Origin of the sequence: Coleofasciculus sp. B1-GNL1-01, from assembly GCF_040220235.1 — a bacterium.
Classification (GTDB): domain Bacteria; phylum Cyanobacteriota; class Cyanobacteriia; order Cyanobacteriales; family Coleofasciculaceae; genus Coleofasciculus.
This window is the reverse complement of record NZ_JAVJTO010000082.1, coordinates 106,957-130,490: the sequence shown is the minus strand read 5'-3', so window position 1 is coordinate 130,490 and position 23,534 is coordinate 106,957. Positions and strand designations below refer to the sequence as shown.

22 protein-coding genes and 3 pseudogenes are annotated in these 23,534 nt (G+C 46.3%); 11 read left to right on the top strand and 14 right to left on the bottom strand.

Translation table 11 applies throughout. The annotated features are described in order from the left end of the window. Both RID53_RS20500 and psbC read left to right on the top strand, forming a co-directional pair. Positions 1 to 421 (top strand): annotated as a pseudogene (locus tag RID53_RS20500) (photosystem II D2 protein (photosystem q(a) protein)); the annotation flags it as partial. Between the two features lie 7 nt (positions 422 to 428). Next, positions 429 to 1,790 carry a photosystem II reaction center protein CP43 gene (gene psbC / locus RID53_RS20495; protein ID WP_446389848.1) on the top strand — a complete coding sequence of 454 codons (1,362 nt, stop codon included), beginning with the start codon at positions 429 to 431 and terminating at the stop codon, positions 1,788 to 1,790. 86 nt (positions 1,791 to 1,876) lie between these two features. Here the strand turns inward: psbC and RID53_RS20490 are convergent, their stop codons facing one another. From RID53_RS20490 to RID53_RS20480, 3 genes are all read right to left on the bottom strand, one after another. Then, positions 1,877 to 4,609 (bottom strand): cation-translocating P-type ATPase, encoded by a 2,733-nt coding sequence (locus RID53_RS20490; protein WP_446389842.1) that lies wholly within the window; start codon positions 4,607 to 4,609, stop codon positions 1,877 to 1,879. A gap of 390 nt (positions 4,610 to 4,999) precedes the next feature. Further along, entirely contained in the window at positions 5,000 to 5,185 is a 186-nt protein-coding gene (locus RID53_RS20485; protein ID WP_446389849.1) for a hypothetical protein, read from the bottom strand. An 85-nt stretch (positions 5,186 to 5,270) separates the two neighbouring features. Beyond that, positions 5,271 to 6,644: an SGNH/GDSL hydrolase family protein gene (locus RID53_RS20480; RefSeq protein ID WP_446389841.1), complete on the bottom strand. Its 1,374-nt coding sequence runs from the start codon at positions 6,642 to 6,644 to the stop codon at positions 5,271 to 5,273. Positions 6,645 to 6,792: 148 nt separating this feature from the next. Here RID53_RS20480 and RID53_RS20475 point away from each other — a divergent pair, with 148 nt between their 5' ends. After that, positions 6,793 to 7,293, top strand: coding sequence for a low molecular weight protein-tyrosine-phosphatase (locus RID53_RS20475; protein WP_446389840.1), 501 nt, complete (start codon positions 6,793 to 6,795; stop codon positions 7,291 to 7,293). Further along, positions 7,290 to 8,744, top strand: a complete 1,455-nt coding sequence (locus tag RID53_RS20470) for a bifunctional orotidine-5'-phosphate decarboxylase/orotate phosphoribosyltransferase (RefSeq protein ID WP_446389839.1) — start codon at positions 7,290 to 7,292, stop codon at positions 8,742 to 8,744. Before RID53_RS20475 ends, RID53_RS20470 begins: the two co-directional genes overlap by 4 nt. Before the next feature lie 16 nt (positions 8,745 to 8,760). On the opposite strand, the gene RID53_RS20465 is transcribed toward RID53_RS20470, so the two are convergent. The 6 genes from RID53_RS20465 to RID53_RS20440 form a co-directional block, all read right to left on the bottom strand. Then, complete coding sequence (locus RID53_RS20465; protein WP_446389838.1) at positions 8,761 to 8,913, bottom strand: hypothetical protein; 153 nt, start codon at positions 8,911 to 8,913, stop codon at positions 8,761 to 8,763. A 4-nt stretch (positions 8,914 to 8,917) separates the two neighbouring features. Continuing rightward, positions 8,918 to 9,322: a PIN domain-containing protein gene (locus tag RID53_RS20460; RefSeq protein WP_446389837.1), complete on the bottom strand. Its 405-nt coding sequence runs from the start codon at positions 9,320 to 9,322 to the stop codon at positions 8,918 to 8,920. After that, positions 9,322 to 9,564, bottom strand: coding sequence for a hypothetical protein (locus RID53_RS20455; RefSeq protein ID WP_446389836.1), 243 nt, complete (start codon positions 9,562 to 9,564; stop codon positions 9,322 to 9,324). The genes RID53_RS20460 and RID53_RS20455 overlap by 1 nt, the downstream gene beginning before the upstream one ends. A 215-nt stretch (positions 9,565 to 9,779) precedes the next feature. Further along, positions 9,780 to 10,040: a hypothetical protein gene (locus RID53_RS20450; RefSeq protein ID WP_446389835.1), complete on the bottom strand. Its 261-nt coding sequence runs from the start codon at positions 10,038 to 10,040 to the stop codon at positions 9,780 to 9,782. 483 nt (positions 10,041 to 10,523) lie between these two features. After that, positions 10,524 to 11,957: a S1 family peptidase gene (locus RID53_RS20445; RefSeq protein WP_446389834.1), complete on the bottom strand. Its 1,434-nt coding sequence runs from the start codon at positions 11,955 to 11,957 to the stop codon at positions 10,524 to 10,526. Between the two features lie 6 nt (positions 11,958 to 11,963). Then, positions 11,964 to 12,095, bottom strand: a complete 132-nt coding sequence (locus RID53_RS20440; protein ID WP_446389833.1) for a hypothetical protein — start codon at positions 12,093 to 12,095, stop codon at positions 11,964 to 11,966. A gap of 48 nt (positions 12,096 to 12,143) precedes the next feature. Here RID53_RS20440 and RID53_RS20435 point away from each other — a divergent pair. The 4 genes and pseudogenes from RID53_RS20435 to RID53_RS20420 all read left to right on the top strand — a co-directional run. Further along, positions 12,144 to 12,518, top strand: a pseudogene (locus RID53_RS20435) (ISKra4 family transposase); the annotation flags it as partial. A gap of 118 nt (positions 12,519 to 12,636) precedes the next feature. Next, a pseudogene (locus tag RID53_RS20430) lies at positions 12,637 to 12,918 on the top strand (NB-ARC domain-containing protein); the annotation flags it as partial. A 69-nt stretch (positions 12,919 to 12,987) separates the two neighbouring features. Continuing rightward, complete coding sequence (locus RID53_RS20425) at positions 12,988 to 13,536, top strand: hypothetical protein (RefSeq protein ID WP_446389832.1); 549 nt, start codon at positions 12,988 to 12,990, stop codon at positions 13,534 to 13,536. Positions 13,537 to 13,900: 364 nt separating this feature from the next. Next, entirely contained in the window at positions 13,901 to 15,043 is a 1,143-nt protein-coding gene (locus tag RID53_RS20420) for a protein kinase domain-containing protein (RefSeq protein ID WP_446389831.1), read from the top strand. Positions 15,044 to 15,379: 336 nt separating this feature from the next. Here RID53_RS20420 and RID53_RS20415 read toward each other — a convergent pair whose 3' ends face one another. The 5 genes from RID53_RS20415 to RID53_RS20395 form a co-directional block, all read right to left on the bottom strand. Beyond that, complete coding sequence (locus tag RID53_RS20415; protein WP_446389847.1) at positions 15,380 to 15,682, bottom strand: hypothetical protein; 303 nt, start codon at positions 15,680 to 15,682, stop codon at positions 15,380 to 15,382. 660 nt (positions 15,683 to 16,342) lie between these two features. After that, positions 16,343 to 16,747: a hypothetical protein gene (locus RID53_RS20410; RefSeq protein WP_446372947.1), complete on the bottom strand. Its 405-nt coding sequence runs from the start codon at positions 16,745 to 16,747 to the stop codon at positions 16,343 to 16,345. Positions 16,748 to 16,854: 107 nt separating this feature from the next. Further along, positions 16,855 to 17,226, bottom strand: coding sequence for a hypothetical protein (locus RID53_RS20405; protein WP_006101408.1), 372 nt, complete (start codon positions 17,224 to 17,226; stop codon positions 16,855 to 16,857). 74 nt (positions 17,227 to 17,300) lie between these two features. Then, positions 17,301 to 17,567, bottom strand: coding sequence for a hypothetical protein (locus RID53_RS20400; protein ID WP_446372960.1), 267 nt, complete (start codon positions 17,565 to 17,567; stop codon positions 17,301 to 17,303). Positions 17,568 to 18,158: 591 nt separating this feature from the next. Continuing rightward, entirely contained in the window at positions 18,159 to 19,928 is a 1,770-nt protein-coding gene (locus RID53_RS20395; RefSeq protein ID WP_446389830.1) for a mechanosensitive ion channel domain-containing protein, read from the bottom strand. A 285-nt stretch (positions 19,929 to 20,213) separates the two neighbouring features. Between RID53_RS20395 and RID53_RS20390 the strand changes: the two genes are divergently transcribed. From RID53_RS20390 to RID53_RS20380, 3 genes are all read left to right on the top strand, one after another. Further along, complete coding sequence (locus RID53_RS20390) at positions 20,214 to 21,284, top strand: TIGR00341 family protein (protein WP_446389829.1); 1,071 nt, start codon at positions 20,214 to 20,216, stop codon at positions 21,282 to 21,284. Between the two features lie 173 nt (positions 21,285 to 21,457). Continuing rightward, entirely contained in the window at positions 21,458 to 22,735 is a 1,278-nt protein-coding gene (gene ahcY / locus RID53_RS20385; protein ID WP_446389828.1) for an adenosylhomocysteinase, read from the top strand. Between the two features lie 141 nt (positions 22,736 to 22,876). Beyond that, positions 22,877 to 23,497, top strand: coding sequence for an exopolysaccharide biosynthesis protein (locus tag RID53_RS20380; protein WP_446389827.1), 621 nt, complete (start codon positions 22,877 to 22,879; stop codon positions 23,495 to 23,497). Positions 23,498 to 23,534: the final 37 nt, after the last annotated feature.

Genomic DNA, 23,534 nt, shown 5'->3' with positions numbered 1-23,534 from the left:
TCACGGTGCAACGGTAGAAAACACCTTGTTTGAAGACGGTGAAGGGTCAAACACCTTCCGGGCGTTTAACCCCACCCAAGCCGAAGAAACCTATTCGATGGTGACGGCGAACCGCTTTTGGTCTCAGATTTTCGGGATTGCCTTTTCCAATAAGCGCTGGCTGCACTTCTTCATGCTGTTTGTCCCAGTGACAGGCTTGTGGATGAGTTCAGTGGGTGTGATTGGCTTAGCGGTAAACCTGCGGGCGTATGACTTCGTGTCCCAGGAAATCCGGGCAGCAGAAGACCCCGAATTTGAGACATTCTACACCAAGAACATTCTGCTCAACGAAGGAGTCCGGGCTTGGCTGGCGCCTCAAGACCAACCACACCAGAAGTTTGAATTCCCTGAGGAGGTACTACCCCGTGGTAACGCTCTCTAGTAGTTCCATGGTGGCGGGAAACCGCGACCAACAATCATCAGGTTTTGCCTGGTGGGCGGGTAATGCCCGTTTGATCAACCTCTCCGGTAAATTACTGGGGGCTCATGTTGCCCATGCTGGACTGATTGTCTTCTGGGCTGGGGCAATGACTTTATTTGAAGTTGCCCACTTTATTCCCGAAAAGCCCATGTATGAACAGGGCGCAATTCTTTTACCTCACCTAGCTACCCTAGGTTGGGGTGTAGGTCCCGGTGGTGAAGTGATTGATACATTCCCCTACTTTGTCGTTGGGGTGCTGCACATCATTTCCTCTGCCGTTCTGGGTCTCGGCGGTATCTATCACGCCGTTCGTGGTCCAGAAACCTTAGAAGAGTATTCCGCCTTCTTTGGTTACGACTGGAAAGATAAGAACAAGATGACCACAATCATCGGGTTCCACCTGATTGTTTTAGGTCTCGGTGCTTTACTGCTCGTAATCAAAGCCATGTTTGTGGGTGGTGTTTATGATTCTTGGGCACCCGGCGGTGGTGACGTGCGGATCATCACCAACCCAACGCTAAACCCAGCCGTGATCTTCGGTTATCTAACCACCTCTCCCTTTGGTGGAGAAGGTTGGATCATCGGCGTCAACAACATGGAAGATATTATCGGCGGACATATTTGGATCGGTCTGATCTGTATTTCTGGCGGTATCTTCCACATTCTCACCAAGCCCTTTGGTTGGGCACGTCGCGCCTTCATCTGGTCTGGAGAAGCTTATCTCTCCTACAGCTTAGGTGCGTTGTCCCTGATGGGCTTTATCGCATCAGCGTTTGTTTGGTTCAATAACACCGCTTATCCCAGCGAATTCTATGGTCCAACCAACGCTGAAGCATCTCAGGCTCAGTCCTTCGTTTTCTTAGCGCGTGACCAACGGTTAGGGGCAAACATTGCTTCTGCTCAAGGTCCTACTGGTCTAGGTAAATACCTGATGCGCTCTCCCACTGGAGAAATCATCTTCGGTGGTGAAACCATGCGCTTCTGGGACTTCCAAGGTCCTTGGTTAGAACCCCTACGTGGTCCTAACGGACTGGATGTAGACAAGCTGAGAAATGATATTCAGCCTTGGCAACTGCGCCGTGCGGCTGAATACATGACCCATGCACCGAACGGTTCGATCAACTCCGTTGGTGGCATCATCACGGAAATGAACGGGTTTAACTACGTTAATCCCCGTGCATGGTTGGCGGCGGCTCACTTTATCTTAGGATTCTTCTTCTTAGTCGGTCACCTCTGGCATGCGGGTCGCGCTCGTGCGGCTGTTGCTGGATTTGAAAAAGGTATTGACCGTGAGAGTGAGCCAGTATTGTTTATGGGTGATCTGGACTAGGTTTCCATTTCATCAGTTGAACGTTAATTAACTTGAAAGCTCCTGTCTAGACAGGAGCTTTTTTGTATCAAACACATTCTTCTGAGCTACTGCTGACTGACATTCGGTGGATCAATGCGGTTGGCGATCGCGGCCACCACTACAATCGGCAGTCCAATAACCAAACAAATCAGCCATTGATTCAGATTCAACGGGTAAGTGGCAAACAAGTTATTCATCACGCCCCATTGACTGAAAATCGCCTGCAAAACAATCGTTACGCCAATCCCCACCCAAATCATCGGTACAGACGCAACGCGATCGACGCGACCGCGCAGTTTCCCCCACAAGGTCAGCCCGATTTGACTCAAACTGAGTAAGTAAAAAATCCGTCCGGCCACTAAAGCTTGAATCGCCATCGTCCGGGCTAAATCGATATTGCCCGTGGTCGTGCGAATCCACTCAAAAACGCCAAAAATCACAATCCAATTAAACAGCGAAATTAGCACAATGCGTTTAATTAAACTGCGATTGAGTAACGGTTGATGAGGCGATAAAGGCGGTTGTTGCATGACATTATTGGCTTTCGGTTCAAAAGCCAAAGGAACCGTCATGGCAATAGAGTTCACCATATTCAGCCACAGCACTTGCAACGATAAAATCGGCAGAAACTCAGCGCGAGCCAGTAATACACTAATAAAAATCGTCATCGACTCGCCCCCATTCACCGGTAGAATAAACGCGATCGCTTTCATTAAGTTGCGATACACTGTGCGTCCTTCTTCTACCGCCGCTTCAATCGAAGCAAAGTTATCATCGGTGAGAATCATATCCGCCGCTTCTTTAGCCACTTCGGTTCCCGCTTTCCCCATAGCAATGCCAATATCCGCGCTTTTGAGCGCCGGAGCATCATTCACCCCATCCCCAGTCATTGCCACCACATCGCCTTTAGATTGTAAAGCTTCAACCAGGCGCAATTTTTGTTCGGGAGCGACGCGAGCAAACACAACCCCATCTTCTACTGCATTGGCTAACTCGGTTTCATTCATCTCCGAGAGTTCTTGACCCGTAAACGCGATCGTCTCTCCTTGGCGTTTTAAGCGCATTTGCAGCGCGATCGCCTTCGCTGTGACCTTATGATCCCCCGTAATCATTTTGACGCGGATTCCGGCGTTTTTACAGGCTTCTACAGCTTTAATCGCTTCGGGACGAGGCGGATCGATCATGCCCTGCAAGCCCAAAAATTGAAACCCGCTATTGATATCTTCTGGCTCAATTACGTTTTGCTGAACGGTTTTACGAGCTAACGCCAAAACGCGCAAGCCTTCTGCGGCCATGGTTTCGACAATTTCGTGGATTTGCGCGGCGTTGAGGGCTTGAGGACGAGCATCGGCATCTAAAACCGCCTCGCACCGAGACAACACCGCTTCGACTGACCCTTTCAAATAAACCACTTTCTCCCCTTGCTGTTTATCTTCGTGCAAGGTAGCCATATACTGATGCTCGGATTCAAAGGGAATGGTATCTAAGCGGGGTTGCTTTTCTTCTAGATCGTTCGCCCAAAATCCGGCTTTGCGTGCGGCGGTAATCAATGCACCTTCGGTGGGGTCACCGACTACCTTCCAAGTGTCTTCCTGTTTGTCTACATGGGAGTCATTACAAAGCAAACCTGCAATCAGACAATCTTTGAGAACAGGGGTTTTTTCAACCTTAACGGTTTGTTCGTCTTGGGAAATTTGGCCTTCGGGAGTGTAACCGCTTCCCGACACGCGATAATGTTGATTGCCTGCATAGATGCTTTGCACCGTCATTTGGTTTTCTGTCAGGGTTCCGGTTTTGTCCGAACAAATAACCGTAGCGCTTCCCAGGGTTTCGACGGCGGGTAATTTGCGGATAATGGCGTGACGATTGGCCATGCGCGACACCCCAATGGCTAGGGCAATGGTGACCACGGCGGGTAAACCTTCGGGAATGGCACTCACAGCCAAAGCAATGGCCGCTTCAAACATCGATGTCCAGGCTTCTCCATAACCCAAACCGACAACAAAGGTAAAGGTGGCAACGCCTAAAATAACGTAGAGCAGTTGGCGGCTAAATTTATCGAATTTACGGGTGAGGGGAGTAATCAGATTAGCTTGTTTGTCCATTAATTGAGAAATACGCCCGGTTTCGGTGTTTTTCCCAATGGCAATCACGACCCCTTGGGCTTGACCTGCGGTGACAAAACTGCCCGCATAAGCCATACTGTGACGTTCGGCTAAGGGGGTATTAACCGCAACGGCTTCGGTGTTTTTTTCGACTGCCGTTGATTCCCCGGTTAATGCCGATTCATTCACTTGTAAGTTTTTGACTTCAATTAAGCGTAAATCTGCCGGGACTTTATCACCAGAGGTTAAAAAGACCAAATCCCCCGGCACTAATTCGGCTGAATAAACGGTGGTTTTATTGCTATCGCGGCGAACGGTTGCATCGGTTTGAACAGAAGAAGATAAGGCCGCGATCGCGTTTTCAGCTTTCATTTCTTGGACAAAGCCGACAACAGCATTAATAAAGACAACGCCCCAAATCACCCAAGCATTTGTCCATTCATTTAAAAAAGCTTTAACAATCCCGGCAAGAATCAATATATAAAGGAGCGGTTGATTAAATTGTTCTAAAAACTTGAGAACTGGATTTTTGCCCCCTTTGGCTTCGATGGTATTAGAACCAAATTTATTTTTCCGTTCTCGAACTTCAGCTTGGCTTAACCCTTGTTGGCGATTGAGTTGAACTCGCTCTAAGGTTTCTGCAACGGCTAAAGAATGCCATTGATTATCTTGGGGGTTTTCTAAATTGTTCATACGCCAAATGTGGTTGAACTGTAATTGATGAAAACTGCGGGACAAGCCAAATCATTAGTTACGCTCGCAGAATAATTACATCATTTAGTTTACAACGCGCTCTACATCAAGCCATCAACCTATGGTATGGCCAATCGGTCGTTTTCTCCTTTCAATTCGGAAAGCTCATCAAGACCATTCAAGTCAGGCTGGTTTTTGAGTGCCATTTTTCCACGTCAAATCCTGTTGACAAAATGCGGGTTTTGTCAACCACTCCAGCCAAAATTTATGATAATAATTAACAAAGCTTAATATTTCTACGCAATCATAATCATGCAGACAATCAAATACGAAACCTTCTTTCGGCGAAGCGCGACATTTCTCGCCGTTGCCATTCTCACATTCGCGCTTTTAGCCGCAGGAGCGGGCTTTTTCGGTATCAACCGCGATCGCCCAGGGTAAATCCTCTAAAATGCCTTGCAGTCTGGAACTTGGTGTGATGGGTTCTAAGGAGTTTGGGAAAAAGCGCACCCCTTCAACAGTTGTTAGGTTAAATTCTTCTTTGACTTTGCCGATAGTAAATTGACTGTAAGGCATAGGTTAACACTTTTTCCCATCTTCCCCATCTCCCAAACGTTCCACCGGAGGAGTCTCTACAACCCCACAACTTATTCAGCAGCCCCTAAGGTATAGGTCGGGACGGTGGCACTTGCAGCTCAGATGAAGCCGTCAGCGTTTGGTATAAGCGCTCAGATAAGATGCGGTTGGCTTCTTCAGTCAAATGAATCGCATCCCAAAACGCCCGATCAGAAAAATCGTTATAAATGTTGTAGAAGTTGAGCGTTTTAACATTGTCGGGATACCAGCTTTGAAGCTGAGCCAGTGATTTAGCTAAAGCGATATAGGCATCTTGGATGCGTGTCTGGTAGTCTGCTCCCAATTCAACCAAAATTTCCTGCTCTCTGAGTGAAATCTGTTGATTACCCCCACGACCCGTAATTTCGGGTTGTATGGCAATAATTAAAGGAACAGATGCCCCAGTTGCCAAGCGAATCATTTGCTTGTGGCGATCGCGATAACGGGTAACTCGTTCTTGCAGTTCCTCTGAGTCAGGGGGAAGATAGTTGGCTAGGTGGGCTGTACCATTCAACGCCGCTAAACTCAGGCGACTCACCGAGGGTTGGGGACGTACTATCCAGTATTGGATGGCTTTAATCAGATAGGTATTTGTCACCACAGAGGATAACTCTTGGGAGAGGTGCGTCCAAAAATGCCCAGAGGCATTACTAAGAAAGGTTTCAATATGGGGAATGTCCGTTGCCATGCGATCGCTCGGTAGGAGCAAGTCCATGTATCCATCCAAAACCACGATCGCATCGGGTTGATAGGGCAAAATCTGCAACGCTAACTGAGCCAATTCATTCCCTGATGCATACCCCGGTACAGCCGCATTAATCACCCGATATTGACCATCTTTAATTTTAGGAGGCAACGCCAACGCCTTTTCTAAATCCGGTTTATAGAAGGGCAGATCTGTGGGTCGATATTTCTCCGGAGAACGCTGTTGTTGAGCAACCCGTTCCTTCAGACGTGCTTCCAGTTGAGCTGCGATCGTGGCTTGATTACTGGGATTCCATTGACCGAATGCGGTTGATCCTCCCAGCAAAAAAATCCGAAATTCATTGTTGGGTTTGTCTAGGGGAACAGGTTCAGTATCGCGGAATCCTTGGGGATTAATCTGCCAAAAATTGCTGGTTTGCTCACCTTCAAGCTGATAGCCCACAGCGAGACTACGGTGGGCAGCAAGTCGCCCCTGTTCGGATAAACCCTCGTAAGGCTGGTCATTTTCATTCAAAAACTTGAGGCGGTAAACATTCACGATCGCTGGTTCACCCTCGTAAGCGGCTAACTCAGCGGTTTTGCCCATGACACCAACCAACAGCCGAGTGGATAATTCTAGGAGAATTAAGATAATCGGAATCGCTAAAATGATCGTGAGCAACGGGAAGGGGCGGCGGCGCTTACGGTAGGTGCGACGGCGGCGCGACTTGAACATCAAATACTTTCCTCAAATCATCACAGAATCGGGCGGCTGCGTTGCTAAACTTAACACGGATGGGGTCATAAGACTGACATTAAAATGGCAGGGTTACATCTGAGCGTGGGTTAAAATCCATATTTGTACAGAACTATCCATTATACCTATGCCCTGCAAGCTACTCTTTGTCTGCCTTGGTAATATTTGCCGTTCTCCCTCCGCCGAGAACATTATGAATTACTTAATTGAACAAGCGGAACTACAGGAGAGTATTGTCTGTGACTCAGCAGGGACAGGTGATTATCATATTGGTTCTCCTCCCGATGAACGCATGACTCTCGCCGCCAGCCAACGGGGAATCATCCTTAAGGGCAAAGCCCGACAGTTTCAAATCCCTGATTTTGAAGCGTTCGACCTGATTTTGGCGATGGATCGGGAGAATTTACGGGATATTCGGTTCCTAGACGCTTCAGTACAGTATCGGGATAAGGTGCGATTAATGTGTGACTTTGCCACTCGTTATCGGATACAAGATGTTCCTGATCCCTACTATGGGGGTCCAGAGGGATTTAACCAGGTGATCGATTTACTCTTCGATGCTTGCGAGGGATTATTGGAGTATGTGATGAAGACCTATTCCCTACCCGCCAAGGGCAAAGTCCAATGAGCTTTTTTGAGAAACTCAATCATGCGATCGCACAGAATCAAAGTTTACTGGTAGTTGGACTCGATCCTAACCCGGAAATGATGCCCAAGCGTTACTCCACCGGAGAATACTCCGGTGATCCCATTGATGGGTTAAGAGATTGGCTGCACGTAATTATCCAGCAAACCGCCCATTTAGTCTGTGCCTATAAGCCCACATTTGGCTTTTACAAAGCCTTGGGCGCACCAGGACTCAACTTATTAGAACAGACACTCGCGGCGATTCCTGACTCCATCCCGATTATTTTAGATGCCAAACATGGTGACTTAAACACTAGCACCGTCTTTGCCGAAACCATTTTTACGCGATCGCGGGTGGATGCCGTGACACTGAGTCCTTATTCTGGACAAGACCACGTTGCTCCTTTTTTAATTTATCCTGGTAAAGCCGTCTTTATTCTCTGCTGCACCTCCAATCCGGCGGCTGTGGCGATTCAGCAGTATCCCCAACCCCAAACCCCCCTTTACCTGCAAGTCGTGAAGGAAGCCAAAACCTGGGGCGCACCGGAAGATTTAGCCCTAGAAGTTGGCACAACCTCACCAGACGTATTGGCAAAAATTCGGGCAATTGCCCCAGAACGCTTAATTTTAGCCCGGAGTATCTGGGCGGAGGGGGGTGCTGAACTCAACCAAATTTTAGCGGCTGGGTTAAATGCCAATGGCGAGGGGTTATTAATTCCCGTTCCCCAGGATATGTTAGCCACAGAGGAACCCGCCGCCGCCATACAACCTCTGCGAGAGGAAATTAATCAGGCAAGAAGGCAAAAGATTCAACAGGGTTCGACTTGTGAGTTATGGACGCCCGACGTCTGTTTTCTCGAACAACATCCCCATCAGGATTTAATTCTCCAACTGTATGACATGGGTTGTATTTTATTTGGCGAATTTGTCCAAGCATCTGGAGCCGTTTTTCCCTACTATATTGATTTACGGAAAGTTATCTCCAATCCCCAACTTTTCCATCTAATGCTGAGTGCTTATGCCGAGATTCTGCAAGATTTAACCTTTGACCGGATTGCCGGGATTCCTTACGGTTCATTACCTACCGCCACCGGGTTATCCCTGCGCCTGCATCACCCGATGATTTTCCCCCGTAAGGAAGTGAAAGCCCATGGGACGCGACGGGTGATTGAGGGTCATTTTGAGCCAGGGGAAACAGTAGTTGTGGTCGATGATATTTTGATTAGTGGCAAGAGTGTAATGGAAGGGGCGGCAAAGTTGGAGACAGGGGGATTAAACGTACAGGATATTGTCGTATTTATTGATCACGAAGGGGGGGTAAAAGATAGATTGAAGGACAATGGTTATCAGGCGCATTCCGTGTTAACGATTTCAGAAATTACCCAAACCTTGTATCAAGCGGGGCGGATTACTCAGGAACAATTCCAAGCATTTAACCACAGTGTTGAATAAGTGAACGTCCCACGCCTTAATTTAAGTTCGTGTTAAGTTCGTAGTTGCGCTTTAGCGCCATAAACACTACAGCGCTGACTACCAAGGTTTCTATAACAATCTCTGCATCCTCACCGAAATCTATCGCAGAAACCCGGTTTCTTGCCCCCACCCACATCGGAGAAACCATCTAGCTAGGTCTGTCGCCAATTCTCAGTTTGAAGACCAACAACGCGATTAAATTCTCGTTGGTTGGCGGTAATCATTATCAGTTGATGTTCCAGTGCGGTGGCAGCAATCAAGACATCATAAGCCCCAATTGGCTGTCCTTGAGATTTGAGTACGGCACGAATCTCAGCCGCCTTTTCAGCTTCGGCAGTTGTGAAAGGGAGAATCGTCACAGAAGACAGAAAACTGAGAATAATGGGTTTGATTTTTTCTGCCCGTTGTGGATTGAGGGTTAAACCATAGTTGAGTTCCATCACTGTAATTGAGGAAACAGCAATGTTGATTGGGGCGGTTTGCGTGATTCTGCTTTGAGTACCTGGTTCGCCTTTGATGAAGTCACTGATAACACAGGTATCAAGGAGGTATTGCATTAGAAAATTTCCGGTTCGCGAGGGGGAAGCAATTCATCCCGATAGGACTCGAAAGCGGGGAAGTCAGGGATTCCTTGATAAGACAAAATCGCCTCTGGCCATTGGGACACTGAAATGGGTGGCGTTTGCATGGTGTGGCGTAACACTTGCACAATTAAAGTAGGCAGGGGAATATTAGATTGTGTGGCTTGATGAATGAGGTCTTGTTCGAGATCTGGCGGTAGGTCGATGGTAATTTGCATCGGTGATTTTCCTCAATTTATCCCGCTTCGAGATTCTATCACCCTCCATGATAAACTTAACGAGAATTGAATGTCTGCGGTGAGGATGAGCTTGCCAAACAAGGACTGTAGCTTTTAATCGCCTCAAAACTCTCTTGAAATCCGGGTAAAAATGGTTAAAGCTATTGTTGTCCAATGAATGAGTTCCGAAATCACGTTGGTGTCGAGAATGATTTTCATGGTTCGCCAAATAGGGTTTCGTCAACTCGGATGGGTTCCCGTGGCTCGATGGGAATTTCGTTAGATTCGATTTGGCTGAAGTGTCGATCAAAGACTGCGATGAGCCACTGACCTTCGTTTTCAAAGTTTTCGGGTTGGAGTTCTGGGGCGGGTGTGTGGAGGGTTAGGTGCAGTTCGCGATCGAGAAGCTCGAACAGTTTTTGCTTGTCGGTAGGGTTGAGTTGATAAATGGCTGGCAAGAGTTCATTGAGTGTCATGTCTGCCTCCTGTTACGTTGTATCTACTATTTTGCCTTGTGGAAACGTCAGGAGTGCGATCGCTGAATCATCAGAAGCGGAAGCAGCCTATAATGAATTTAATCGGGTCTTCCGTAGTTGGTGTGCTAAATTGTTATAGCAAGTCGCTAGGCGTGTATTTACAACTTCAGGGGCTGAAGCTTAGTCCAGATGAGAGGTTACTAAAAATCAAGTGTAACTAGACCAGAGCGAAGCGCTATAGTTGGAAATTCCAAAATCTTGGACAGCAAGAGCTTCAACCATTTAGACCCGAAATTCTCGCCTTTTATGAGCAGCGATTGTTGGATAAGTTCCGCTATTTGCAATTGGAATTGAGCCATCGCTGATCCAGCGTCCACTAGAGCTACGATTTACTGCCAGACACACTGGTCTGATAAAGCATGAAGTTTCATGACTGGATTCCACACTTCTGCCTGCACCGACTTAAAAGAAGCAGAAATTAAATCAAAGATTTTTGTGTCTAACAATATCTCTTAGCAAACTACGTAGGTCTTCTAACTTTTTTTCCTTCTGCTGTTCATCAACTTCAGATATTTCAACCTCTTTAATTCTGTTCAAGATGTAGGACTCATCAAATGTAACTATTTCAGAAGGATTGAAATCCAGAAGAAGTAGTTTTTCTGACTTCAACTTACCGACGTCACCTGAAGATGAGTGATAATACACTAAAACACCAACTACATCAGCACTGCTCATGATTCCATTGCCCACTGTATTTCTATACCTTAACAAGAAATATTCACTATCTTTTGGAGCTACACTATAAACTATGTTTTGCATTATAAAAGGATTTTCTGGAGTTATATTGACTATACGTCTAAGTCGAGAACTTAAAAATATCGATCTGTATTCTTTATAAACAACAACCTGAAAATTCGAGATATTGATCTCGAATTCACTGTTGTTGTAGATTGTAAACCTTATTTCTAGTGTTTGTTTAAGTAAATTACTGTCCCCATGTCTATCGTCGTCAATGTTAGTAAATCTCACATCCTCGGTTACAAAGCGGAGATGCTCAACGTTCACAAATTCAACATTTTCTGTTTGAACTTCTACTTTTTCTATGTCATCATAAAAACTTCTTCCGAAAGGTGGATTTAATGGAGATTGAGCTGTTAATCTAAATATTAGAGTAGTGCTAAGAGTTAGGAAGAAAAACACACATACAACTCTCGTTTTAGATACTTTAAATAAAGAGTTACCTAAGACACTTTTTCCTTTAGATGAAAAATTCTTCAATTCAGCTTTTTGGGTTAGCAGATCGCGCCAGTGTTGATTTTGGTCATGAAAATCCTGCTGCAACTGCCTCAATTGGGGAAACCCCTGCAAAATCACAGACGCCGGAATTGCCCCACCCCCCAGATCCGAAGTGCGATCGCGAGTAAACTTTACCATCCCGCAGACCTTCCCCGTCTGCCGATTCAACAGCGCCGATCCACTCATACCCGGTCGCACTTGAGCCAGCTTAAACTTAATCAGGGGCGGCACATCCCCCGTCAGCCCCTCATAGCTACCCGTCACCGGACAACCATTGTCAAAATCATGATCCGGATAACCAAAAAAATAGAATTCCTGACCAGCCTGAAGCTCCTCATCCAGACAAACGCAAGGTAAGCCAGCCGTCAAATTCGTAGTCTCAGGCAGCAACTGTAACAGCGCCAGATCCAATTCAAGAACCTGCTCAACCACCTCCGCCTCGGCAAAATTGACCTGCTGCTGCCATCGCACCTGCACCCGCCCCGGAGCTGTCAGCGCTTTCACTACATGGGCACAGGTGAGAATCAAGCCTGGAGCCACGAAAAAACCCGTCCCCCAGCCCCTCTGGTTCGGGAGCGAAAGCTTGACCGTACAGTCCCGCAACAGTGTTTCCAGAGACATGGAATTTTAATCCTTAGCCTTGGCTTTCCACTCCAGTGTAATCTCTAACACGGGATCGGTTAACCCCGCCGCAGAACCCGCTACCCTTGCCGTGACGATGGAAGATAAGCCCATGACAAATATTAATTCCCCGTCCATCAGGGATCATCCCATTTTGGAAAAGAGAGAAAAGTTATTCGCAAGCTATTATCGCGTTCCACGCATCATCGAAAAGTGAACCAAATTGACTTACCACTTCCGGATCTAAAACAAGGGTTATCAGAGATAAGCGTTGATGGCGGTAAAATTCGCTTGAGGATGGAAGACAAAGGAGAACCGAGTTTTTGGCAAGAATATAAAACAGCTCGCTTACAAGGAATTTATTACGGAGCTTTCTTTCAAGATAATCTATCTTTAACGGATTGGATAAATAGTCAAATATTAACCTCACCCTTGTACTGCTTAGGGGATGGACATGACGGGATATGGAACATCTTTGCCGAAATTGGGGAGAATAAGGATAGAATCGAAATTTTAGACTGGTATCACCTGACCGAAAACCTGCATAAAATAGAAAAAAAAAGCAAAAAAACACCGATCGCGCTCCTCAAACGCCACCAGCCACAAACCTGAAAAACGCCACGATTTAACCGAAGCACCGGAGTGCGATCGCGTCTACAACCGCACCACAGAACTAACCACCCTCAAACAGTGGATACTCCAAGAAAAAATCCGCATCGTCACTATCTTTGGATTACCGGGTATCGGCAAAACCACCATCGCTAGAGAACTCATCGAACAAATTAAAGATAATTTCGATTATATACTCTGGCGCAACTGCACTGAAACCCTGACGCTGAAATGCCTACAAACCAACTTAACTCAGTTCTTTTCTCAAGATAGAGAAACCCAACTTCCCTCCCTAATCGACTATCTGCGATCGCATCCCTGCCTGATCATCCTCGACGATCTCCAAGAACTCTTTGCCAGTGGTGAATTAGCAGGCATCTATCTACCAGATTGTGAAAATTACAGGAAATTCTGGCAACAAATGGCGCGAACACCTCACCACAGTTGCTTCCTCCTCATGAGTTGGGAAAAACCCACAGAAATTGCTATCTTAGAAGGAGAAAACCGCCACTGCCGCACATTACAGCTTGGTGGTTTGGGAGAGTCGGCGGCGGAACTCTTGACGAACAAAGGGTTAACCGATGAGGATAAATGGTGGGAACTTATCGAACGTTACGGCGGCAATCCATCCTGGTTAAATATAATCGCTTCTACCATCCAAGATTTATTTAACAGTAGCGTTGATCGCTTCTTATCCTATCCCAATCTATTTCTGGGAGACTTAGAACCCAGATTAAAGGCACAATATCAACGATTATCTGAATCTGAGCAAATGGTAACGCTGTGGTTAGCGAACCAAAATGCGGCAGACATTTCCCTCAAACCCGCCGAGTTAGCATTGTCTGATTCCGATTTTTTGAAGGCGGTACAATCTTTGAGGAAACGGGGTTTAATTGAAAAAATAACCGATAACGGATCATCGCTGTTCGCCGTTCAAGCTTTAGTTAAAGCGTATTTGAAAGAGAGATAGACTTCGCCCCAGATTATCGAGAACTCACGGTTGGTAAAATGCCTCAACATTCAAGAACTGGCAGCGTTGACACTGTTGGATCTTATCTTGGCACAATAACTATTAAGTAGGTGGATTGACCAATTGAAAAAGCAGTGATTTGGACACTGGGTTAGGTGGAATGTCACTGACTGGTATGTTGGTGAGCAATGCCCACCCTACAGTATATCAAGGGTTTCGGCGCTCCCTAAATGCTTAAGTCAGCGACATTTGGGTTAGAGACGGAATAAAGTAATAGGATAATAGGGTAAAAGGATAAGAGTAAAAAAACTACTCCTCATTTAGAGGCAAAATAGAGATAAACGCTGAATAGCCAACTATCCCCATGAGTTACTGTCTCAATCCTAACTGTACCAACCCCCAAAATCCCGCCGGAACCAAATTTTGCCTCACCTGCGGGTCAAAAGTACGCCTCAAGGAACGATATCGCACAGTTCAACCCTTGGGACAAGGCGGTTTTGGGCGCACGTTTTTAGCGGTGGATGAAGATAAACCGTCTCATCCGCCCTGTGTGATTAAACAGTTTTTCCCCCAAGCCCAGGGAACCAGTACCGTCCAAAAAGCGGCGCAGTTATTTACTCAAGAAGCAGTACGGTTAGATGAATTGGGTAAACATCCCCAGATTCCAGAACTGTTGGCGTATTTTTGTCAAGATAATCATCAATATTTGGTGCAAGAGTTTATTGAGGGCGAAGACTTAGCCCAGGAATTGGCAAGAAAAGGCGCATTTACAGAAGCCCAAATTCGCGATGTGTTGAATAATTTGTTGCCTGTTTTACAATTTGTTCATCAGCATCATGTGATTCACCGCGATATTAAACCGGAAAATATTATTCGTCGAAATCGCGATAAGCAACTGTTTTTGGTCGATTTTGGCGCATCAAAAGTGGCGACAGGGACAGCGTTAGCCAGAACCGGGACGGTAATTGGTTCGGTGGGGTATGTCGCACCGGAACAAAGTATCGGGAAAGCAGTATTTGCGAGTGATATCTATAGTCTCGGCGTGATGTGTATCCATCTGTTGACAGGAATCCATCCCTTCGACTTGTTTGATGTAAATCAGGGGGTTTGGGTATGGCGACAAAGGTTGAAAAATCCAGTCAGCGATCGCGTGGCTAAAATTTTAGATAAGATGTTAGTTAATGCGACGAATCAGCGCTACCAATCTGTAGCGAAGATACTCCAGGATTTACAGTCTCAAACCCCTGTGGCTAAGGTTAAACCCGCAAAACCTGCACCTCCTCCGGCTTCAGCACCCATTAAGTCCCAGCCAAATCCGCCTCAATATGGCAAAGGTTTAGATAAAGAATTAGCGGATTTGAAGTCTGAATTTTTGCAGCCGCCAACATCTAAAAGTACGCCGCAAAAATCGACACCGCCGACTAAAGGTTCTGCCAATACTCAAAAAACTAAAAGTCAAATGGACAGAGAATTAGAGGAAATTAAGTCTCAGTTTTTGGAAGAATAGGTTGTCGTGCTATGGCACACCTTACGCCCGGAAACCGTAGGGGCGCACCGACGTGCGCCCGATTCAATGGTCAAATCTATTCCTATTTTTGCTGTGTTACCCATCATCGTGGGTTGATGAAAGAGATTTAACAGAATTAAGGGCTAAAGCCCTTACAACAAGAATTAAGGCGGGTTGTAGGTTGGGTTGACGCAGGAAACCCAACAAGATTAAGGGCTAAAGCCCTTACTACGAACAGGAATTAGGGCGGGTTTTGTTGTTCCGTTATCGGTGAATATCTGAATTTAGTCCCTAAACCCGCCCCTACAGTGGTTAAACCTGCCCCTACAATTTAGTTTAGGCGTTGACTTTATCCAGCAGATTAGACGCGATAAATTCCCATTCTTGATTCAATTCACCGTTAAATTGTGACTGTCCACTGCGTCTGTACCAATAACGGGCGTTGCTTAAGTCACCTTCTTCGCGGTGAAGATAAGCATGAACCCATGCACTATCACTATCGCTGGCATTCTGTACGATGTCATGCGCCCTGTGCCAATCCCCTCTTTTGTCATACCACAACGCTTGCAATGCTTTGGGTAATTCAGAAGGACATTTTTCCTGTTTCGCCGTTAATTGGGTAAATTCATCCAATATCATAGTTCTCATAAAATCCCACATTTATGCTTATCAGCTTGATCTATTATAAAATTTGTTACCCCATAAGACAAATTACATCGATTCTCCCAAATGATCGCGAATTTACCGATAGCGACTTAAATGACTATTGCCACAACTGTAAATCCGTTTACAATTGGCTATTGTTATACTGAGAAGTCTAAGTAATTGGGGTGAGTGCGTGGTGGGGACAACTTGAATCTTATTTTGGTCAACTTGATGCTCAATGAATTGAATCAGTAGATTATTGAAGTAGCTGGCACAAATGCTTCTGCATGAATCGGAATATCTGTCGCTAGTTATACTAGCTGTGATACAACAGGTTGAGAAGAAATAAAATGAATAGGGCGGTTTATGGTAAAGTCAGCGCCACGATGAACTGGCGCTAAAGCGCAACTACAAGCGCAACTACAAGCGCAACTATGAACGAACACAAAAAAGACCCACTGGAGGTCGTGGGTCGTCTAGTCTAGTGCAACGCCTTTATACTACCGACTGTAAAATGGGGAAGTATTGGTCTAGCTCACAGTATCCTGGTGATTTTAAAGTGACCTGGTGCGATCGCGATATCACAGAACTGGCTTCCTTCTTCCCCTGACTGCTGTACTGGCGTTGCATTGACTGGTGTTGGGATGCACCGAATTAAGGAGAGCGATCGCCATAAACCTGTTCAAAGTGAGCATCAATCGGTTCGCAAAAGTTAGTCACGCCTTGGCTGAGAGCCGACATCAGGACTGGTGTTGCTAGAATCGCCGGAAGTAGGGGTGTCCCGGCTAAGTATTCAATCACCTGAGAATAAGAGCCATTGAGCAAATCTTGGCGAAATTCCGGCTTACAAATAACCGCACGGCATTTTTTGGCTAAATCGTCTAACCATCGAGCATTATCGCTTTGGGGTTGTTGTCCGGCTCGAATCGCGAGTGCGATCGCGGCGTCTTCTAGATCCCCCTCGCAATCCTCAATCGCATCAAGCGCTTGCATGGCTTCGGGGTTATGGGAAAGCTGAGAACGGAATCGGGCAATTTCTTGAGAGGTCACAATAGTCATAGTTTCTTTTGGGCAACTTACCCAGCCTGGAATAGCTATAATCAGATCTTGCACCATTCTCAGTAAGCCCGAAAACCTGTCCGGCGTTCCTCAAGGCAATTACTCTATTAAACGCCCAGCAACAGATCACCAATATCTGAACCATTAAGCTGGCGGGCGATTGCCAGTCGAGCTTCCAGTTTGGCTACACTGAACTGATTCCGCAAGTATTCCAAGTTAGCTACAGCGTTCGCCTTTTGATTGGTTAGCCGCATTACGGTGTTGAGGGCGTGCTGATATTCCAAATTCACCTCTAGTAGCTCAAATCGACGTGCTTTGCGTTGAGAGTCATTTTTTAACTCAGAATCGAAGGCAATTTGCTTGTCAATACTGGCTTCTAGGCGATGAATGTTAAGTTGCACCGCCTGAATTTGTGAGTCCAAATCATTAACAGTTTGAGCGGCTTGTGCGATCGCGGCGGGGTACTGACTCATGTTCATTGTCAATCTTCCTGTATGAAAGTATCAATCCGGACAATCCTTGATCCGGTTATCCAAGCTAAACAGTTAACCGACTACGCCACCCATTCCGAAGCTTGGGACTTGACTGTCTTGGTGGCTCCATCTAGGGAATTCCTCTGAGGCTGAGGATTTGGGGCTTTCTCTAAAAGGTTGACTTCAATATTCACCTCCACTAAATACGATCCCGCTTCATCTCCCACCGCTTGGGCGATTAAACTGGCGAAATCCGGGCGTTCTGCGGTGATTGGGTGGCGTAGGATGCGTTGTTCCCACTCGTACTCGGCGTTGGGGTTGATGCTGAGGATGTAATGCTTAATCATGGCAACAATCTTGAATGGTTTAGGGGTCAGGCGTTCACGGCGTAGAATCTTTGATAGTCCTATTATAGTACATTTGTACTGTAATGGCGAGGGGGTTTGGGCATTGGAGGTGTAGGGGCGGGTTTAGTAACGTTATTGGCTTGTAGAGAAACGTTATCAGTGAAACCCGCCCTTATGGGGGTGCAAGAAAAAGATTAAACCGGATTTCTCCTTCATCCGTGTCAACTTAAGCTCAACCCCTCTCCCCCAGCCCCTCTCCCACGCCGGGGAGAGGGGAGCAAGAGAATCCAGTTCCCCTTCTCCCCACGGTGGGAGAAGGGGTTAGGGGATGAGGGGGAAAATGTTGAGGAGTAGATAGAAACAGCTTAAAACATTGCCAGCATTGACTTTCACCTTAAGTTGACACCAATGCACGTCAGTGCGTCCCTACGATTTCTGGACGTAAGCGTTATCCGTCAAGTTAGGTGTGCCACGCCATTACGTTTTAAACTGAATTTAATAGTTATAAACAAATAAAAGACGTAGCATGGCTACGTCTTCCTAAGAATGAATGATTTATTTAACAGTGAACTGCGTCACTGAATTGAGGCTCTATTCCATTTCAGCATACTCTGCCTGAACATCGTGGTGACTATTGCCATTTGAGTGACCATTCGACAAGGATTGCATCGGTAAGGTGTTATTAAACCAGAGCGCTTGCTGAGGCATTGAAAGCAAGATTCCCGCTTCATCAAATGCCACTTTTAGACGACGGCGAAACTCTCGCGCTACTTCCCATTGTTTCAACGGCTGGGTTTTAATCCACACCCGAATAATAAAACCGCGATCGCCAAAGTTATCTACCCCTAAAATATCGGGTTGATCCAGGATACGCTCCCGCCACATTTGGGTCATAATCATCTCCTGTGCCACCTGTCTGACCAAATCCAATGCTTTATCAACATCGGCTTGATAAGTGACGGGAATATTTAAATCTGCTCGTGACCAATTACTGGAAAGATTTGCCACGATTCTAACTTCACTGTTGGGAACCGTAATTAATCGCCCCTCAGCATCCCGCAACTGAGTAATCCGGAGGTTGATCTTTTCGACAAATCCGCCAACGTCTCCCACGCCAATCACGTCACCAACAGCATACTGATCTTCTAAGAGAATAAAGAAGCCATTGATGGCATCTTTGATCAAGTTTTGTGATGCCAAAGACAAACCTAAACCAACGATCCCAAAAGCGGCTAATATAGGACCAATATCAATCCCAATTGCCACCAGCGCCACTAAAAATCCAATCGAACTCAAACTCAAGGTGATAATATTTTTGGTTACTCCAGAAACCGTTGACACGCGCAACTGCGCTCGCTGGGCGCTTTCTGGCGTCAGTAAATGATTTCTAGCAATGGCAGAGGAGAAGCGATCGGTTAAAGCATAAGAGAGACGGATGATCACGTAAGTTCCCAAGCCGACAATACCCACCCGAATGGGAATCCGGAAACTGGCAAGGATTAAAACCTGTAGGGGTCGGGTGTAAGGAAATAGACTTAAAATAAATAGACTTCCCCCCACCCAGATAACGCCTTGAGTTAATTGCAACAGGCGATGTAAAACTTCTTTGACATTTCGCTGTTGGTTTTGGGTAAGTTGAGTGGATATTGGTTCGGCATTTGACTCAGAAGGCTCTAACAGTTGTTTGGAGCGTTTTAAGCGGCGTTCCCAACGATAAATGAGTAAGCTGGCAACAATCATGGCTACGCCAGTACCCACGGCAATTTTAATTCGAGTCCTCAAAAATTCGGGTTGCCGTTCCTGTTTTGCCTGGGGAAGTTGTTGTTCTAGCTGTTCGATAATTTCGTCGGCTCTAGTCTCTATCGGCACTCCTGTGAGATCAGCATCTTGATTGGTAACGCTCATCAAACGAACTTCTTTGAACCGATTGTCTTGCTTATCTAGGAGAGAGATGTAAATTTCGGGTAAATTGCTTTGTTGGTCTAGTTCTTGGCGAAACTCTAATTCAACGTTCTCGTTTTTGAAGTAAGTCTGGCTGATATCCTGTAACCGTTGTTCTATTTCTTGAATGCGTTGGGATAAAGTGATTTGTGCTTCTTCTGTTCCCTCTGCTCCCTCTGCTCCCTCTACTTCCCCAGCCGTAGTGAGGGGTAACTCCGATTTGTTTGCCGCAATCTCGAATAAACAGCGACCATCGAGTCGGACACAATTGGCAACGACGGCATCCTTTGATGGTGTCTTGATGGTATTAGGCGTAGGTATGTTTACATCGGGTAAACCGGGTATCTGAGCCTGAACTGGAGAGATCACCCAGCCGGCTAACGCCATTGATCCGGCAATTGTCAAAGCTGAAATTCGCATATTCTTCGTCCTGATGATTTGCCTGTTACTTTTCTTAACATCCAAGTATATAGACTAAAAAAAAAATTAACAGGAGCGAATTGGGGGCAAAAGGCAGCAAAATGGGCAATATGACTTTGTTTGAGCTGGATACAAATTCTTGATCAAAAAAAGTTATAGCATTGGAGCTAGTTACAAGCAAATATTAACAATCGCTCCTTTCGAGTTATCCTCCATCTTAGGAGGTAGTTGTCGGGGAGTCTCTCAGTCCTAACCTAATCTATCAAACACCCATTTAATTCATTGATGCAACGATATATACACATGCTCAATCGGCTTTTACCGGAAGCCGTCACTGAAGATGTATTTAAACAACTTCACCAAGAATTGTCAACCGATGCGAATTGGACGATTAACTATGTTGTACTAACAATTAGTTCTTGTCTAATTGCCACGTTTGGTCTGATTAGCAACAGTACTGCTGTCATCATTGGTGCGATGATCATTGCTCCGTTGATGCTGCCCTTACGGGGATTAGCGTTTGGGGCGTTGGAAGGAGACTTGATTTTATTTCGTAAAGCCTTAGGTGCGATCGCGGGTGCGACAATCATAGCATTAGTTCTCTCGTGGCTGACGGGACGGATTGCTGGGATTCCCGAATATGGTTCAGAAGTGCTGTCTCGCACCCAGCCGAATTTAGTAGACTTGGGGATCGCGGTGGTAGCAGGCGGGATCAGTAGTTTTGCCAAGACTCGCGAGCGTATCAGCGATGCCTTAGCCGGGGTAGCGATCGCGGTTGCCCTAATGCCACCCTTATGTGTGGTTGGACTGTCGCTGTCTCAGGGGATTTGGTCCTTTAGCTTAGGCGCATTTTTACTGTATGTAACCAATCTTCTGGGTATCACCTTAGCCTGTATGCTGGTGTTTATCGTAGCAGGTTACACCAAAGTCAATCACGCCTTGAGCTGGACATTTGGCTTCACCGCCCTCCTCTTCCTGCCGTTGGGTGTCAGTTTTTGGGAATTAGCCAGACAAGCTCGACTGCAAGCCACGATTAATAATACCCTGGTACGGCGAACAATTACCATCGGTCAGCCAGAGGTACAACTGGTGAGAACCAAAGTGAATTGGACTGCTAAGCCACCCATCGTCTATCTCACGGTTGAGACGGATCAAGAAATCACGCCTAAGCAGGTGCGGTTAGTTCAGGAGTTTATCTCTAAGGAGATGAGACACCCCTATCAGCTTGTTTTCTTCGTCAGTGAAGTTAAACAAGTTACCACCCAAGAACCAGAGGAATCCCCAGAACCTGTCCCACCCTTGTTACCCCCCGCCCAAGCCCCTGTCCTTCATCAGCCACCCAGAAGTCAACTGTAGAGGCAGGTTTAGGAACTAAAATTACATCGACTTCAGGGTGTGTAGTCATGAGTTTATAGCGCTGAAGCGCAACTACGAACCGATCTCCCCCCGGATCAAACGCCCTCTCAGTATTAGAGATCGGCTAAGTTAGGTAAGATGGCAATGCAAATTAAATAAAACCAACCAAATCTATGACAGCAACATCTACTGCGCTCAAACACGAAGTCAAAGACATATCCCTAGCCCCCGGAGGCAAACAGCGGATCGAATGGGCTGGACGGGAAATGCCCGTTTTGCGGCAAATACAGGAGCGTTTTGCTCAAAACAAACCTCTGGCAGGGATTCGCCTAGTTGCTTGCTGCCACGTTACCACCGAAACTGCTCATTTAGCGATCGCGCTGAAAAATGCTGGGGCTGATGGGCTGCTGATTGCCAGTAATCCCCTGTCTACTCAGGATGATGTCGCCGCTAGCTTAGTCGCTGATTACGGGATTCCTGTCTTTGCTATCAAAGGCGAAGATAACGCCACCTACAACCGCCACGTTCAAATTGCCCTGGATCACAAACCCAATCTGATCATTGATGACGGGAGTGATGTGACAGCCACTCTGGTGAAGGAACGGCAAAATCAGATTGGTGATATTATCGGTACCACCGAAGAAACCACCACTGGAATTGTCCGCTTGCAAGCAATGTTCAATCAGGGAGTTCTCACCTTCCCCGCGATGAACGTGAATGACGCTGATACCAAGCACTTCTTTGATAACCGCTACGGTACAGGACAATCCACCCTCGATGGTATTATCCGCGCCACCAACATTCTGCTGGCTGGGAAAACCGTTGTCATTGCAGGTTATGGTTGGTGTGGCAAAGGTGCGGCAATGCGGGCGCGAGGTATGGGCGCGAATGTGATTGTTACTGAAATTGACCCGATTAAAGGGATTGAAGCCGTCATGGATGGCTTCCGGGTAATGCCGATGATTGAAGCCGCTTCCCATGGTGATGTGTTTATCACAGTTACCGGAAACAAGCACGTCATTCGCCCAGAACATTTTGAAGTGATGAAAGATGGCGCAATGGTGTGTAACTCCGGTCACTTCGATATTGAAATTGACCTGAAATCTTTGGCAGAGTTATCCACGGAATATCGCCAAGTTCGCAACTTTACTCAACAGTATTTCCTGAAAAACGGCAAATCTATTATCGTATTGGGTGAAGGACGTTTGATTAACCTAGCCGCCGCCGAAGGACACCCCAGCGCGGTGATGGATATGAGCTTTGCTAACCAAGCCCTAGCCTGCGAATATCTGGTGCAGAATAAAGGCAAACTAGAACCGGGTCTACATTCGATTCCGACTGAGATTGACAAGGAAATTGGACGGCTGAAATTGCAGGCAATGGGTATCTCACTGGATACCTTAACCACTGAGCAAGTGGAGTATATGAACTCGTGGACATCAGGAACCTAGTTCGGAATTGTTCGGGTGTGATATCATGCCTGACTTGATCCTCAAAAAGAGATCCCCGACTTCTTGAAGAAGCCGGGGATCTCCAGAAATCAGGGATATAATTCAGCAAATTCTCAATTTTTATCGAAAGGTTTCAGGAAAATGGCTCGACTTTCGGTTGAACTACAACGTTATTTTTTTGAAGAAGATCGACAGCCTCAGGTGAGACTAGCAGATATTCTGTCTTTCGCGGGGGAGCGAATTTTTGGGTTTTTGTTTGTAATCCTGTCGCTTCCCTCAGCGTTACCCGTTCCAGCACCGGGTTATTCGATCCCCTTTGGCATTGTCATGCTGATTTTAGCCTTTCAGCTAATCATTGGTGCTAAACGTCCCTGGTTACCCCAGAAAGTGATGAATGGCAGGATGAAACTAGAAACGGTGCAGGGAGTGGTTAAAGGGGGGATTCCTTGGTTAAAGAAGATTGAAGCGATCGCGCGTCCACGTCTAGCTTATATCTGTACCAGTCTAACGGGTCGTGTGGTGATTGGGGTAGCGATCGCACTCATGTCCATCTCGATGATGATTCCCATTCCCGGAACCAATACCTTACCCGCGATCGGTATTTTTGTCACAGGTTTTGGCTTAATTGAAGATGATGGGGCAATTAGCTTAGGCGGATTAGTTATTTGTTTACTGGGCGGAATTCTGTCAATTTCTATTTTACTTGCCGTTTGGTTTGGCGGTGCAAGTTTGGTGGATTGGCTCAAAGATGTTCTGCGTTAAAAGATGCCAGCTAAAATAAATAAAAATGCAATTTGCT

Excerpts from the sequence above, each read along its gene's own strand:
- psbC (WP_446389848.1), top strand. The coding sequence starts at position 429 with ATGGTGGCGGGAAACCGCGACCAACAATCATCAGGTTTTGCCTGGTGG.
- RID53_RS20490 (WP_446389842.1), bottom strand. The coding sequence starts at position 4,609 with ATGAACAATTTAGAAAACCCCCAAGATAATCAATGGCATTCTTTAGCC.
- RID53_RS20485 (WP_446389849.1), bottom strand. The coding sequence starts at position 5,185 with ATGCCTTACAGTCAATTTACTATCGGCAAAGTCAAAGAAGAATTTAAC.
- RID53_RS20480 (WP_446389841.1), bottom strand. The coding sequence starts at position 6,644 with ATGTTCAAGTCGCGCCGCCGTCGCACCTACCGTAAGCGCCGCCGCCCC.
- RID53_RS20475 (WP_446389840.1), top strand. The coding sequence starts at position 6,793 with ATGCCCTGCAAGCTACTCTTTGTCTGCCTTGGTAATATTTGCCGTTCT.
- RID53_RS20470 (WP_446389839.1), top strand. The coding sequence starts at position 7,290 with ATGAGCTTTTTTGAGAAACTCAATCATGCGATCGCACAGAATCAAAGT.
- RID53_RS20465 (WP_446389838.1), bottom strand. The coding sequence starts at position 8,913 with ATGGTTTCTCCGATGTGGGTGGGGGCAAGAAACCGGGTTTCTGCGATA.
- RID53_RS20460 (WP_446389837.1), bottom strand. The coding sequence starts at position 9,322 with ATGCAATACCTCCTTGATACCTGTGTTATCAGTGACTTCATCAAAGGC.
- RID53_RS20455 (WP_446389836.1), bottom strand. The coding sequence starts at position 9,564 with ATGCAAATTACCATCGACCTACCGCCAGATCTCGAACAAGACCTCATT.
- RID53_RS20450 (WP_446389835.1), bottom strand. The coding sequence starts at position 10,040 with ATGACACTCAATGAACTCTTGCCAGCCATTTATCAACTCAACCCTACC.
- RID53_RS20445 (WP_446389834.1), bottom strand. The coding sequence starts at position 11,957 with ATGTCTCTGGAAACACTGTTGCGGGACTGTACGGTCAAGCTTTCGCTC.
- RID53_RS20440 (WP_446389833.1), bottom strand. The coding sequence starts at position 12,095 with ATGGACGGGGAATTAATATTTGTCATGGGCTTATCTTCCATCGTCACG.
- RID53_RS20425 (WP_446389832.1), top strand. The coding sequence starts at position 12,988 with ATGGCGCGAACACCTCACCACAGTTGCTTCCTCCTCATGAGTTGGGAA.
- RID53_RS20420 (WP_446389831.1), top strand. The coding sequence starts at position 13,901 with ATGAGTTACTGTCTCAATCCTAACTGTACCAACCCCCAAAATCCCGCC.
- RID53_RS20415 (WP_446389847.1), bottom strand. The coding sequence starts at position 15,682 with ATGATATTGGATGAATTTACCCAATTAACGGCGAAACAGGAAAAATGT.
- RID53_RS20410 (WP_446372947.1), bottom strand. The coding sequence starts at position 16,747 with ATGACTATTGTGACCTCTCAAGAAATTGCCCGATTCCGTTCTCAGCTT.
- RID53_RS20405 (WP_006101408.1), bottom strand. The coding sequence starts at position 17,226 with ATGAACATGAGTCAGTACCCCGCCGCGATCGCACAAGCCGCTCAAACT.
- RID53_RS20400 (WP_446372960.1), bottom strand. The coding sequence starts at position 17,567 with ATGATTAAGCATTACATCCTCAGCATCAACCCCAACGCCGAGTACGAG.
- RID53_RS20395 (WP_446389830.1), bottom strand. The coding sequence starts at position 19,928 with ATGCGAATTTCAGCTTTGACAATTGCCGGATCAATGGCGTTAGCCGGC.
- RID53_RS20390 (WP_446389829.1), top strand. The coding sequence starts at position 20,214 with ATGCAACGATATATACACATGCTCAATCGGCTTTTACCGGAAGCCGTC.
- ahcY (WP_446389828.1), top strand. The coding sequence starts at position 21,458 with ATGACAGCAACATCTACTGCGCTCAAACACGAAGTCAAAGACATATCC.
- RID53_RS20380 (WP_446389827.1), top strand. The coding sequence starts at position 22,877 with ATGGCTCGACTTTCGGTTGAACTACAACGTTATTTTTTTGAAGAAGAT.